Raw genomic sequence first — 13,275 nt, forward strand, 5'->3', positions numbered from 1 at the left:
GATCTATGTCAATTAAACCATGTTTTAAATAAAATGTATTTTTTATTATACAACTTCTGGGTATTTTTGTTCTAAACCAAGCTAAGAAAATGAAACACAAAAAAATTTTGGTAATTGATACCGAAGTTACTATGCTCAACCTTTTGGGATTGATGTTGGGTGACCGGTATAATGTTTCGATGCAGTCCGGACCTATCGAGGCTATACAATGGCTGCAAAAAGGAAATATGCCCGATATGATCATTTCTGAATTCAATATGCCATATATGAGCGGACCTGATCTCATCACCAATTTGAAGATCAGCGGACTTTACAGGCATATCCCGATTATTATTCTCTCCGGTATCAAAGATCTTTCCGCCCAGATAAGTACCATCCCTTTTAAAGTTGACGCCTACTTTTCCAAACCATTTAATCCCTTTGAGCTGGAAAAGGCCATGTGCAGTATATTGGACAACCATGCAATCAACTGAAGATCCTGGCAATGGGACGATTAAGGGAGATGTTACCCAAGTGGTTTATACTGGGCAGGATTTTCTTAATGATCTGCTGCCAGAACTTCAGCGGCACTTTAAGGTAGAAACGCAGAAAGAAATCAGAAAACTCGATGAGTATATTGCTGGACAGACCCTTCTCAGTCTGCCAGATGCAATCTTGATTGAAGTTGATGAGGATGGAGAATGCTACAGGTTTGTGGAAAGACTGAAGCTAAACAGCCTGTTGAGGGAGATCGTGATTATCTTTTTGTCAGGCCCGGAGGATAAAAAAGCGTCCCTAATGGCTCAGGTACTAAATGTTGGGGATCTTTACGTTTTCCCTATACCTGCAAATGATCTATGCAACAGGATTAAATTTCTAATCAGACTCCGATCCTTTCAGCCCCGCGTAACCAGTGCCGCGGTAAGTAAGGTGAAGACTGATTTCCCTCTGAAAAAACGTCTCTTTGACATCTGTATTTCGTGTTTTGCCTTTATCCTATTGATCCCGTTATTTCTCCTGATCGCGCTGATGATCCGCATGGAATCTAAAGGACCCATAATCTATAGGAGTAAACGGGTTGGGGCGGGATACAAAATCTTTGATTTTTTTAAATTTCGCTCCATGCGCCATCAAAGCAGTGATGATCTGCTAAAACTCTCCCAGCTCAACCAGTACATTCCCGCTGAAGGTACAACCGCTACTTTTATCAAGATCAAAAACGATCCTCGCGTGACAAAGATTGGGGCATTTATCCGTAAATATAGCCTAGATGAACTTCCACAGCTTCTCAATGTGATCAAAGGGGACATGTCTCTTGTGGGAAATCGCCCCCTGCCGCTTTATGAGGCAAAAGCACTGACCTCCGATGAATGGGCCCTGCGTTTTTTGGCGCCTGCAGGCCTGACCGGTCTCTGGCAGGTGAGCCGGCGTGGAAATAGGGAAATGTCTGAACGGGAACGGAAAAAACTCGATAATTTTTATGCAAAAAAATATTCCTTGCGATTTGACGTGGCTATCCTTATAGCTACATTTTCCGCGATGCGCCAGAAGGAAAATGTATAAACCATGAACCATTATTTTCTCATTCATCGCTGGAAAAAGCAGATCCAGTAATCAGAGGTGCCTTTTCCAGCAGGGAGTTGTTTTATAGGCCTCACAGCCAATTGGGGCTTAGCTTTCCGCGCTCTTGTTGTCCTATTTATCCGAACAGTTCTCTCTGGTAATATTCACGCCCTGTAAAATTACATCAAATTCGGTGCGCCTATTTAACTGCTGGTCTTCTTCCGAACAGTTTACCCCATCATAACAGCGGTTGACTAGTCTTGTCTTCCCGTAATACTCAACTTTGATTCTCTCTGAACGTATTCCCCTGGACACTAGATATGTTTTTGCCGATTCACCGCGGCGTAGTGATAGGTTTCTATTGTACTCTTCAGACGCCCTGCTGTCACAGTGGCTGGAGGTGATAACGGTAATCTCAGGATATTTTCTCATCAGGTCTGCGAGCTCGTTCAGCGCACCTTTGGCATCAGATCTGATTTCAGACCTGTCTAGGTCATAGTAAATGTTTTTTACCGAAAAGACTTTTTTTAGTGAGTCACAATGGTTCAGGATATACTGTTGGGCACTTTCGGTTTTGCTGAGTCTGATGTCAAGATTGATTACCGAATCCTTTTGTATCCCCACAGAGGTGGTAAATTGTATATTATTTATGTAGCCCAGTTTTTGAGCTGTGATTTCATAGTCTGTCTCGGCTGGTAACTCCCGTCTGAAGCGTCCTTTATTATCGGTTTTAATGGTGTCATTGCCATCAAGATGGTGCATCAGGATACGCCCCCCCGCAAGAGGGATCCGCGTTCTGGCATCTGACAGGGTTCCCTGAAGGATAATTTTGTAAGAGGATCTCCTGAATTCATAGATATTGTCGTTTCCGTTCCTGTTGGAACTGAAATATCCTTTTTTACCGTCCGTGGTAATAATTAGCGCAAAGTCATCTTTTGACGAATTAATTGGGGAGCCCATATTGATGGGATGGGAGACCGGTTTCATCTCTCTGAGTTGTACCTGGAACACATCAAGCCCTCCCAGACCGGCAAGTCCGGTGGAAGAAAAGAAAAGGTTGCCGTCATGGTCAAAGCTTGGGAACATTTCATTGCCCTCGGTATTGATTTGCTTGCCCAGATTTACCGGAGATGTCCACTCTCCCTGCCCTGATTTTACACAGTAATAAAGGTCTGTTCCCCCAAAGCCTCCTGGACGGTCAGAGGTAAAAACAAGGATATTTCCTTCAGGGCTCAATGCCGGATGGCCCGTCGAATATTCGTTACTGTTAAAGGGAAACTCCTTGATAGAGTTAAGGTTAGGGCCGTAAGCTGTATACATTTTCAGCTTGATGGTGCCGTCGGTGCTCTTGGAGGTTTTGCCGTTTATGTAATTATTTCTGGTAAAAATGATAGCGCCGTCAGGGAACACCGCAGCAGCAGCATTATGGTATTTATTGTCAAATACCCCACCCAGTTTTTTCACGATTTTATCCTGGCCGTACATCAGATTCAGCGTATCCCGCTCAATACTCCTACCGTAAGCTGACAGGATATTATTATCATTGCTGGTTTCGGGCGTGTCATCATCGTTATATCTTATTTTCTGTTTCTGGGAGGATTTTGTATTGACCAGGCTATCCGGATTGATTACTTTAAGATCTTCAAGTTTCTCCGCGTAATAGAGCTTGCTAAACGGGGTGTTGTCCCATTTGAAGATATGCTTGGAAAAATGCTCGGATTGCCTGTTGCTCGAAAACAGGAGGCCTTCTTTGTAGAACGCAGGCGAGTATTCAGAAGCTTGGCTATTGATATTTAAAAAGCCGACCTGCCAGTGGCCCGGGTTCTTGTTTATATTGCCCAGGTTTGTAGAGGCAAAAGCCGCCGCTCGTTTATCTGCAGGTACCGATGAGAGGTACTTTCTGTACCACCTCTCGGATTCCTCATACTGTTGGTTGTTTGCAAGGCTTTCCGCATAATATAAAGCCCATACGTTTTTTACAGGTGACCGGTCTGTCAGCTTGCGGTAGCTTTCTAGGGCTGCCGGATAATTCTTGGTCATCCTGTAGCTATAGGCCAGCATTTCCATTGCCTCCAAATTGGATGTATCCTTTGCCAGAAATTTTTTTAGTTTGGCTATTGCTGAGATATATTCAAGCGAATTAAAACTTTTACGTGCCGTATTCAGCTCACTCTGCCCCTGAAAGCTTTGGGCGCGCGTACCCTGGTAAAAAATTAAGCTAAGGCAGAAGAATACTGGCAGCGTTATTTTGATGTTAAGTTTCATAACTTAGAAAAATCTTGGTGATAATATTTTGTTTTTTTCAAACCCAAATTCATATCTGAGCATAATCTCATGACTGCCCGAGTTAAAGTTTTGCAGCTCGGTGGTACTTCTGTCATAACTATAGCCAATGCGTATTTGGGGAGTAACCTGCACCTCAAGCAGGGCGGTGATATCTGCGCTTGTCCTGTAGCCAGCACCGATGGCCAGAATATCTTTGATCCACAGGGAAGCGTTGAGGTCGGCTTCCAATGGCGCACCTTTAACACCCTTGACCAAAAACGAAGGTTTCAACCTGAAGTCTGTAGCCAATGGAAAAACATAACCTGCGGTGAGAAAAAGATGGGGAACCTGACTTGCCTGTAAGTTGTCCCCATTTGAGGCATTCAGACTGTTATTTAACAGGTCCTGGGCGGCAAGACCGATGTAAAACTTGTCTGAGTTATAATATATCCCCGTTCCAAAGTTAAAAAGTGTCTTACTTGCATCATTCATAAATGCAGGATCATAGCTCGGATTTGAATTGAGTAAAACCCCGCTGAGCCTCGCGCTGTAATGGCTGACAGTGCCCTGGAGACCGAAGCTCAGGCTACCTTTCTCCATTCTTATCCGGTATGCGGCGCTCACAGAACCACCTGCGGTCTGAGTAACGCCGAGTTTATCACTAAAAACCTGCAGGCCCACACCAAATCTTTTATTTAATATAGGAGCATCAATACTGAAGGTGCCGGTCCTTGGCGCTCCCTCTATTCCTGTCCACTGATTACGGTAAAGTGCAGTTGCCGACACAAGGTTCCTGCTACCCGCATACGCTGGATTTATCGCGAGGGTATTGAACATGTACTGGGTGTACATTGCATCCTGCTGGCCCCAGCTTTTGAGGAAAAGCAGGGAAAGTATTAAAATTATAGTATATCTTTTCATCTTATCTGTTGATTGTAATGTAACCTACTCGCCTATCTGTTCCATCAATGGTCATTATATAATAGTAGGTTCCCGCCGGAACTTCTTCCCCGACATGGATGCCCTCTGTTGTCTTTCCGTTCCAGTCGTTCTGATAGCCTTTCGAGCGGTAGATAAGATTTCCCCAGCGGTTGAAAATATCCAGATTGATTTTTTTTCCGTTGGTATTGCCTACCACAAAATAATCGTTGATGCCATCATTGTTTGGCGAAAACCCTCCAGGGATGAAAAGATCCTCCCTTATGAGTTTGACTTCTGTCGGCTGTGCAGGGCTAACGTCCCCGGGGATTAGGGGGTCTGGCCTGCTACCATCTGTGGATACGTCAGTTGTCTTGCTATTATCACTTACAGAAAATCCTTCTGCGCTGGCAAGGTTGCTAAAGCTGCCATCGTAATGGTCAAGTGATACCTTGATTTCGATATCGATGGTGGCTGAAGCGGATTTAGCTAGAGTATTGCTGCCTGTAAGCATGTTCTTATTAGATGTGCCGTTGAAACTGCTATTTGCAGACAGTCCACCAGTCGCTGTGATCTTTTGTACTTCAACGGTATTGCCCCTAAAAGTAGACGAAAGATCATCAGTCACACTAAGATCTCTTATGGCTATCTGGCCAAAGTTGGTCAGAACAAACGAATAGCTCACGGTATAGCTTCCATCCTGATTCCGCACAGGTGCTGATTTCAGCCGTTTTGCCAGTCCGATTTTTCCCGGGATAAGCACCACAATGCTAACCTTTCCCGGAGTGGAAGGGTTTCCGTCTTTATCGACAATAATATAGGTGAATTCGTCCGGGCCGGAGTAGCCTGGATCGGGGGTGTAAACGGGTTGCCCGGTAATGGGATCAAAAGTTATTGTGCCATGTTTGGGAGGATCAGTTATGGTGATCTTTCCACCTGTGGGGAGGGGAACTTCGATCAATTTCGGTCCGTTTACCGGTGTTTCCACGGAGATGTCGGGCGCAGTGATCACAATGGCCGGGCGTACGGTCACCGTTACAGTGATCGGGTCTGAATCAATGCCGTCAGCAGTCCTTAAGATATAGGTGAAAACATCTTGACCGCTAAACCCTGCATTAGGAGTATAAACGGGTAGTCCTGTAGTGGGATTTTGGCTTATATTGCCGTGCGCGGGAGGAGTTATCCATACCAGGCTGGTGCCGTTTTTACTGAGATCATTGTCTTTTACAGGAACCGCAATGGACTGGTTGAATGGGGTAGTATAGGCATCAGGAGAACCCAACGGTTTTACCGACACCGTTACGTTGATTGGATCTGAAGAAAGTCCGTCAGCGGTCTGCAGGATATAGGCGAAGCTATCTTTTCCCGAAAAACCCGGATTTGGCGTATAAACCGGATTTCCGGATACATCGAAATTTACAGTGCCATTTGGCGGGGAAAGCTGCAGAGAAACTGTGGTGCCACTTTTAGAGGGATCATTTCCCTTCACCGAGATAGCAATAGGATTCCCCGCCACAGTTGAGGCGGCATCAGGAATGCCTAAAGGCCCCACATTTACCGTTACCGTAATCGGATCGGACTGTAATCCTTCTTTGTTCTGTATGCTGTAGGTAAAGCTGTCTTTTCCGCTGAAGCCGGCGTTGGGCGAATAGGTAAAAGTGCCATCGGTATTGAGCACAACTGTCCCCTTCAACGGATCTGTTTTTTTGATGACAATTGATCCTGCTTTACCAGGATCATTGTCCAGCACATGTATGCTTACAGGGAGGTCGGTCACCGTATTGGCGATATCCGCCGCTCCAACAGGTTTGATATTTACAGCTATCGTTACAATTGCGGTATTGGATTCGGCACCAAAATTATCTTTTACGGTATATACAAATGAATCATAACCGCTATAATTTGCCGCAGGTCTATAATTTACTATGCCGCTGACAGGATCAACAACAAGTGTTCCGTGTAAGGGCTGACTTTTGATGATGATGGTTGAAGGATTTATCGTGTAATTCCCATCTGCATCGGTATCGTTTCCAAGAACGCTAATGGGTATATTGGTATCCCTGCTGGTCGTGATGGTGTCATTGAGTGCTACAGGGATGTGGTTGACAATAAGCTGTACCTCATCTGATCGTGAACAGCCGCCCGGCGAGGTCAGGGTCCATTTGAAGATGTAAGTGCCGCCTGTTAAGTTGCTTACTGTCGCGTTCGGTTGCTGGGCATTTACCAGTGAAGCCCCGCTTGGCCCTGACGACTGTGTCCATAGCCCACTGTTTAGTGCGGCACTATTGCCCTGCAGAATATATGTTGTGGTAGGGGTAGAAATATTGAGCAGCTGGTCTGTGCCGGCATCAGGTTGATTCGGTGCAGCGACATAATTTAATGAAATCGTTGCCGGATTAGATGTTCTTCCATATGAATCTTTTACCGTATAGGATCCAGATACCGTGCCTGAGAGATTCTGTTCAGGTATGAACTGGACTGCCCCCTGGGAATTTACAGAAAACGTTCCTTTGCCAGATACCGTGTAGGTAGTCTGTATCCCATTCAGGTTCGGATCGAGATCAATTGTGGATTTATTCAATACTGCCCCGGTGTTTGTTGTAGTATCATTAGCCGTCACCTCTACTACAGCCTGATTTCCCTGACAAAGCGTCAATGCATCATTCGTGGCCAGGGGATTGGTTAGGCCGAACTGATCATGGGCGTCAATATGTACCTGTCTGATCTCGTGGAAATTCGTCTGGTCACCGGTCGAAGATGCAAACCCGTAACGGAGGTTGTCAGGAGCGGCCTCAGCGTAATAGTAGTTCTCTATCACTGTGGTGGTAATCGGCTTTACTCCGCCTCGGGTAACCTTTACTGTTATATTGTAGCCTCCGGCAGGCTGTGGTGCCAGGTCCATGTAAACTCTCCTATACCCGGCATTAGTTGAATCGGGCTGGCGTTGCCCGCCGTCACCCACTAGAGAGAAACCGAACTTTTCTATTTCAGCAGTGGTCAGGTAGCTATAGTTACCCGAGGTCAGTGCCGAGCCGTTTCCCTTGCCCCTGAGGGTTACAGAGCCTGGCTTAAATCCAACGCCTCCCTGCCTTCCTTCGGTTGGATTGGAAAAATTTCCGTATTCGTCCAGGCCGATCGCAAGGTAACCGTTGCTCACCCCAGGAGAGATGGGGGTAGTTGTTGTGATCTGTGCATATCCAAGAGAGCCGCCAAAGCCTCCAATAATAAAGGGGTTTGCGTTTGCATCGAAAAGAAACAGACTGATACCATCGGCACCTGTTCCACCGTATATATAATATTCAAAACTAACTGTCAGTCCGTTCGCCGAAGGGAAATTGGTGGTATTGATGACATATCCTTTCTGGTTTTGGACATTACTCGTCAACCTTAGATATCCATTTCCATTGGCGTCCAAAGGGGTTCCTGTATGACTTGAAGTACCCACATTGTAAGCACTGCCGGCGGCAGTCAGAAAGGCTGATGGTGATCCGCCAAAGATTATTCCCTGCGAGGTGGAATTACGAAAACTCTCGACATAAGGGAACTGTGCAAAGGAATTCTGAAATACACATACAGACAACACGAAGGCCATCGAGAAGCGTAACATTTTTATCATAAACTTGGATTAGTTGTTTGTTGGTCTTTAACTTGCAAAGTTAATTGCAAATTTTCACACTAATGAACATTTTGCAGAAAATATTGACAATTCTCAAATCAATAAGGAATGTAACAGTTTGATACCCGGTAAGGTACGGATTTTCTGAAGGGGATATGTCACTCTGTTAGTTTACCTTGGACCAAAGTTTGGTCGTTGGGTTATACCTTTTGATCACCTTTGCTGGATTTCCAGCAGCGACGCAAAAACCTGGGACATCTTTGGTAACTACTGCTCCGGCTGCAATCACTACATTATTTCCTATAGTGACCCCAGCTGTTATCACAGCATTTGCTGCGATCCAGCTGCCCTCGCCTATATTGACAGGGGATGTAACAACCTCCTGTTTGGAAATGGGAAGGCTTACGTCCGTATATGAGTGGTTTAGGCCGCTGATGACCACATTCTGTGCAATAATGACATCATCACCAATATTTACCGGGCCTATGATCACGTTGCTCATCCCAACAAGTGTTCTATTTCCGATAAACACCCCACCGACCCCATTATTGACCGTGGAAAAATCTTCTATTATAGAGTCCTCGCCAATTTCGAAACTGTTGAATGGTAATACATCCATACGTGTCCTGGTTCTGATGCGGCTATTCTTGCCTTTTTTATGGAAAAAAGGGTTTATAAATACGCTTACCCAGGTCCTTGGGCGGGCCTCTCCCGTCGGGATCAACATCCAGTGTACGATTTTTTTAAGCCTATCATTACCCTTTACTACTTTTAAGAGTGATTTCATTGTGGATCTTAATTACTGTTATCTTTACAATATTAGCATAATTTAAATCATAACCATATATTTGACCTTTACTGCACTCGTTTTATGATTAAAAACAAACTCAAGCCCTTAATGGTGTTTTTTATCTTCACCCTGCTTAAGTTAAACAGCGTTCTCGCACAAGAAAGCATATTAAGCGAAGTTTCCTACCTCTATATGGAAAAACTTGTTGCGTCTGCAAAGGCGAACTATCCCAGGGTTGGTTCACTTGGTAACCAGATTAATGTGGCCAAGAGTGATCTCTCTGGAGCGAGGCTGTCATGGTTGGAACCCCTATCGTTTCAGTACGTTGCCCGGTCAAATCAGGCGACAAGCAATACAGTGGTAGATCTACAGACTGCTGACCTACTTACCGGCTACCAGTTTGGTATTGCAATAAATCCCGGGTCCCTGCTGACCAAGCCAAGCCAGATCAAAAAAGCTAAGGAACAGTTAAAAATTGCACAGTCGAATCAGGCAGAGTATTATCTTCAGTTAGAGGCTCAGGTTAAATCCAGGTATGTTACGCTGCTTCAGTTTCAGAAATCACTGGCACCGGTCAACGATATGTATATCACAGCACAGAGTAACTTTGAGAATATGAAAATTAAATACCAGAAGGCTGAGGTAACCTTTGCCGAATATAATAGTGCCTCAAATTCATTAAGCAATGCCCTGCAAGCCAAGCTCCAGATGGAGGCAAGCTACCTGAATGCAAAAATTTCACTCGAGGAATTAACGGTAAAAAAGTTGGAAGAAATAAAATAATGGCTGAAGGATATAAGTTTTTAAAATTTGTCAGACGTTACCGTTTGGCTCTGGTACTGGTTCCGGTGATTACCATTATTATTACTGCAATTCTGGTGCGTAACCTAAAGAGTTCATTCATTTCCCAGGCCCAGATTTCAACAGGCATTGTTGACGAAACACAGCAACAGTCCGTAATCATTGAGGCAGTACAGGGGGAGCAGGTACGTCAGCAGTTTAGTAATCTCATTGAGATGATACGGATGAAAAGGGTTCTCAATCAGGTATCTTATCTATTGATCATTCATGACCTTACTGCTCAAAAACCTTTCAAGCCTAAAAGCGATCTGGTCGAAACGCTTAATAAGGACGCCATAACCCATGCGATCGCGATCTATCGGCAAAAATATGATAAGAATGAGGAACTTGACCTTACCATTCCGGATGAGGAAGGGCTTTCCAGGGTGCTCAAATCCATGAATTACGATGCCGATGGGCTTAAGAACAAAATATCGGTTTTCCGATCAGGAGAAAGTGACTTCATCACCGTACAGTTCGAGGCAGAAAGCCCCGAACTTGCAGCTTATGTAGTAAATACCCTGTCAGCGGAATTTATCAAAGGGTATATTTCACTCATCAAAGCCTCGCAGATCAAGGCAAATAATTTTTTGAGGAATATGCTTTCCGAGAAAACCGATACCCTGGCCACCAGAATGGCCAGGCTGAAGAATTACAAGATCAGAAATAAGGTATTAAATCTTACGGAACAGTCCAAGCAACTATATGCGCTGATTCTCGATTATGACACCAAAAAACAGGAGGCTGTTGAGAAGACAGCATCTTACGCTGGTGCGCTCAACGAGATCGATGCCAAGTTCGACCCCCGGGAACGGAGTTATATTGAATCAAGGCTATCCAAAGTAAACCAGAGCCTGGTAGATACGAAGGCCGAATTGAGCAGTCTTTATGACCTGTATCTTAAAAATGACCTGGACGAAAAATATAAAAACAGTTATGACTCGCTGAGAAACCAGCTGAGCGAACAGATCAACAAATCTTCTGATCAGTACATCAACAATCCCCTGAGTGCGAAACAGGAACTGGTCAATCAAAAGATCAATCTGGAGATACAGATGGATATCTCCCGTTACGGTATCAATTCCCTTGAAAATAAAATTAATTTACTCACCAGGGACTTTGGAAATCTGGTGCCCCAGGAAGCAGAGGTGCAGACCCTGGAGATGAATGTTGATATTGCAAGTAAAGAATATCTGGATATCCTGAACAAATATAACCAGAGTAGCCTTGAATCCGGGGTTGAGTCAAAGATGAATATCGTTCAGATGGGTGTGGGCGGACTCGTCCAGCCTTCCAAGAAATTATCACTGATTGTGCTAAGTGGCGTTGTGAGTCTTATTTTTTGTGTGTTGGTGCTTTTTATCGTATTTATTGCCGACAGCCGTATACTCGACCCCAAAGCCCTGGCCGCAGAGAGTTCTGTACCTGTACTTGGAACGGTACCAAAGGTTGCCGACACGCAGAAAGCTCTTAACAGCGACTGGGAGGATCCGGTCCATAACGGTTTTTGGGCCAGCATGCGTTCGATCAGGTACGAACTGGAACTGGCAATGCAGGATAAGGTGATTGTAATTTCCAGCCTGGGTCCATCTGAGGGGAAAAGTTTTTTTGCCAGGTGCCTTGCCAGGTCATGGGAAAAAACAAACAGAAAAGTATTATTGATTGACGGTAACTTTAGGAGCCCGGCTTTGGGAAACAACACCGCTACCGGGCAATACGTAGAGGATTTTTTACAGGGAAAAGAAGTGCCCGGGCTGCAGACAGAGGGGAGTATCTCGGTTCTGGCCAATAGAGGGAAGGAAGGTGCGCTTTTAGAGCTTACCACCGCCCAGCAGATCAGCGACCAGTTAGACTGGGCAAAAAATATTTATGACCTGATCATTATTGATGTTGCAGCTCTCAACAATGGCAGCCTGGTAAGGGAATGGCTTTCTTTTACGAGTGATGCCATTGCGGTATTCAAAGCGGGAAAATCGATCAATGATGACGAAAAAGAATATCTTTCCATGCTAAAGGAAAGTGGGGTTTTCCGGGGATGGGTACTTAATATGGCAGAAATGGGTCCGGGAGAGCCAGAGTTTTTTAAAGCGAAAAGATAATGGATGGGCTTTCAATGGGACATGGGGTATTGTATATTTTAGGAACTGTTATCTGTTTCTATCTTGTTTTCCCAATGATCCTGTTTTTGTGCTGGAAGTTTTCTGTAAACCGCGAAAAGCCTGCAGTTCCAATAATCAGTCAGAAAGATTATGGAATTATCCTAACTGCCTATCAACAGGTAGATTTTGTGGCCGATGCTGTTAGTTCACTGTTGGGGATGGACTATGGCAATTTTCGTATATATGTTGTTGCTGATAACTGTGAACCATCTGAGGCGCTTCTTTTCGAAGATGATCGTGTTGAAGTTCTGTTTCCCGAGAGCATTTTGGCCAGCAACACAGCATCTCATTTTTATGCCATCAAGCATTTTACCCGTCCGCACGAGGCAATATTGATTATGGATAGCGATAACATTGCCCATCCACAACTGATAACTGAACTAAACCGGTACTTTGAACTGGGGTACCGTGCAGTTCAGGGCCTTAGATCGGCAAAAAACCTTGATACCACTATTGCATGCCTGGATGCGGCCCGCGATATTTATTACCATTTTTATGACGGTAGGATAATCTTTGATCTCGGCTCATCTGCGACCCTGGCGGGTTCGGGGATGGCATTTGATTCAAATCTCTATATCAGTATGCTGAAAAATACAGATATCAGAGGGGCCGGATTTGATAAGGTCCTTCAGGCCCGGCTTGTATCTGCCGGAGAAAGGATTGCCTTTGCTCGGCGTGCAATTGTTTATGATCAGAAGACTTCGGGTTCCAAGCAGTTGATCAGCCAGCGCTCCCGGTGGATAGCGACCTGGTTTAAGTATTTTAAGTTTGGGTTTTCCATTCTTTATAAGGGGCTGGCCAGCCTTAATCTCAATCAGTTCATTTTTGGCACTGTCCTGTTGAGGCCGCCCCTGTTTATATTTTTGTCCATGGCTGTTTTGCTAATGGGTATTGGTGCGTTTACCAGTCCGGTGTTGGCTGCTGTGATTTTCTGCTCCCTGGTCATCTACGTGGTGAGTTTTATGATCCCGGTTCTAAGTAAAACAACTGATATCAAGATCCGCCGTTCACTGGTTTTTATTCCCAAATTTATATTTTATCAGTTTGTCTCTCTGGCAAGGTCGCTCTTCGCTGATAAGTCAAACGTGGCAACCAGGCACAGCCTTAAAAAAAACAACAGTTGATGTGGGCCAATAGATCATATG

9 protein-coding genes are annotated in these 13,275 nt (G+C 44.8%); 5 read left to right on the plus strand and 4 right to left on the minus strand.

The window, feature by feature from the left end; all coding sequences use genetic code 11:
• Nucleotides 1-89: 89 nt before the first annotated feature.
• Together R2S57_RS08650 and R2S57_RS08655 are read left to right on the plus strand one after the other, a co-directional pair.
• Nucleotides 90-473, plus strand: coding sequence for a response regulator (locus R2S57_RS08650; protein ID WP_316844644.1), 384 nt, complete (start codon nucleotides 90-92; stop codon nucleotides 471-473).
• A complete protein-coding gene (locus R2S57_RS08655; protein ID WP_316844645.1) occupies nucleotides 460-1,542 on the plus strand; it encodes a sugar transferase in 1,083 nt (360 codons plus the stop codon). Before R2S57_RS08650 ends, R2S57_RS08655 begins: the two co-directional genes overlap by 14 nt.
• Nucleotides 1,543-1,674: 132 nt before the next feature.
• Here the strand turns inward: R2S57_RS08655 and R2S57_RS08660 are convergent, their stop codons facing one another.
• From R2S57_RS08660 to R2S57_RS08675, 4 genes are all read right to left on the minus strand, one after another.
• On the minus strand, nucleotides 1,675-3,807 hold the full coding sequence (locus tag R2S57_RS08660; protein WP_316844646.1) for an OmpA family protein: 2,133 nt from the start codon (nucleotides 3,805-3,807) through the stop codon (nucleotides 1,675-1,677).
• Nucleotides 3,808-3,810: 3 nt separating this feature from the next.
• On the minus strand, nucleotides 3,811-4,728 hold the full coding sequence (locus R2S57_RS08665; RefSeq protein ID WP_316844647.1) for a type IX secretion system membrane protein PorP/SprF: 918 nt from the start codon (nucleotides 4,726-4,728) through the stop codon (nucleotides 3,811-3,813).
• A gap of 1 nt (nucleotide 4,729) precedes the next feature.
• Entirely contained in the window at nucleotides 4,730-8,341 is a 3,612-nt protein-coding gene (locus R2S57_RS08670; protein WP_316844648.1) for an Ig-like domain-containing protein, read from the minus strand.
• A gap of 166 nt (nucleotides 8,342-8,507) precedes the next feature.
• Nucleotides 8,508-9,128 (minus strand): acyltransferase, encoded by a 621-nt coding sequence (locus tag R2S57_RS08675; protein WP_316844649.1) that lies wholly within the window; start codon nucleotides 9,126-9,128, stop codon nucleotides 8,508-8,510.
• Between the two features lie 84 nt (nucleotides 9,129-9,212).
• Between R2S57_RS08675 and R2S57_RS08680 the strand changes: the two genes are divergently transcribed.
• Genes R2S57_RS08680 through R2S57_RS08690 form a run of 3 tightly spaced genes read left to right on the plus strand, consistent with a single transcriptional unit; the run spans nucleotide 9,213 to nucleotide 13,254 of the window.
• Nucleotides 9,213-9,914: a TolC family protein gene (locus R2S57_RS08680; RefSeq protein ID WP_316844650.1), complete on the plus strand. Its 702-nt coding sequence runs from the start codon at nucleotides 9,213-9,215 to the stop codon at nucleotides 9,912-9,914.
• Nucleotides 9,914-12,070: a lipopolysaccharide biosynthesis protein gene (locus R2S57_RS08685; protein WP_316844651.1), complete on the plus strand. Its 2,157-nt coding sequence runs from the start codon at nucleotides 9,914-9,916 to the stop codon at nucleotides 12,068-12,070. Before R2S57_RS08680 ends, R2S57_RS08685 begins: the two co-directional genes overlap by 1 nt.
• Entirely contained in the window at nucleotides 12,070-13,254 is a 1,185-nt protein-coding gene (locus R2S57_RS08690; RefSeq protein ID WP_316844652.1) for a glycosyltransferase, read from the plus strand. The genes R2S57_RS08685 and R2S57_RS08690 overlap by 1 nt, the downstream gene beginning before the upstream one ends.
• The last annotated feature ends 21 nt before the right edge of the window (nucleotides 13,255-13,275 follow it).

This window comes from Pedobacter psychrodurus (assembly GCF_032678585.1).
GTDB lineage: Bacteria > Bacteroidota > Bacteroidia > Sphingobacteriales > Sphingobacteriaceae > Pedobacter > Pedobacter psychrodurus_A.

Excerpts from the sequence above, each read along its gene's own strand:
- R2S57_RS08675 (WP_316844649.1), bottom strand. The coding sequence starts at position 9,128 with ATGAAATCACTCTTAAAAGTAGTAAAGGGTAATGATAGGCTTAAAAAA.
- R2S57_RS08655 (WP_316844645.1), top strand. The coding sequence starts at position 460 with ATGCAATCAACTGAAGATCCTGGCAATGGGACGATTAAGGGAGATGTT.
- R2S57_RS08650 (WP_316844644.1), top strand. The coding sequence starts at position 90 with ATGAAACACAAAAAAATTTTGGTAATTGATACCGAAGTTACTATGCTC.
- R2S57_RS08680 (WP_316844650.1), top strand. The coding sequence starts at position 9,213 with ATGATTAAAAACAAACTCAAGCCCTTAATGGTGTTTTTTATCTTCACC.
- R2S57_RS08670 (WP_316844648.1), bottom strand. The coding sequence starts at position 8,341 with ATGATAAAAATGTTACGCTTCTCGATGGCCTTCGTGTTGTCTGTATGT.
- R2S57_RS08685 (WP_316844651.1), top strand. The coding sequence starts at position 9,914 with ATGGCTGAAGGATATAAGTTTTTAAAATTTGTCAGACGTTACCGTTTG.
- R2S57_RS08690 (WP_316844652.1), top strand. The coding sequence starts at position 12,070 with ATGGATGGGCTTTCAATGGGACATGGGGTATTGTATATTTTAGGAACT.
- R2S57_RS08665 (WP_316844647.1), bottom strand. The coding sequence starts at position 4,728 with ATGAAAAGATATACTATAATTTTAATACTTTCCCTGCTTTTCCTCAAA.
- R2S57_RS08660 (WP_316844646.1), bottom strand. The coding sequence starts at position 3,807 with ATGAAACTTAACATCAAAATAACGCTGCCAGTATTCTTCTGCCTTAGC.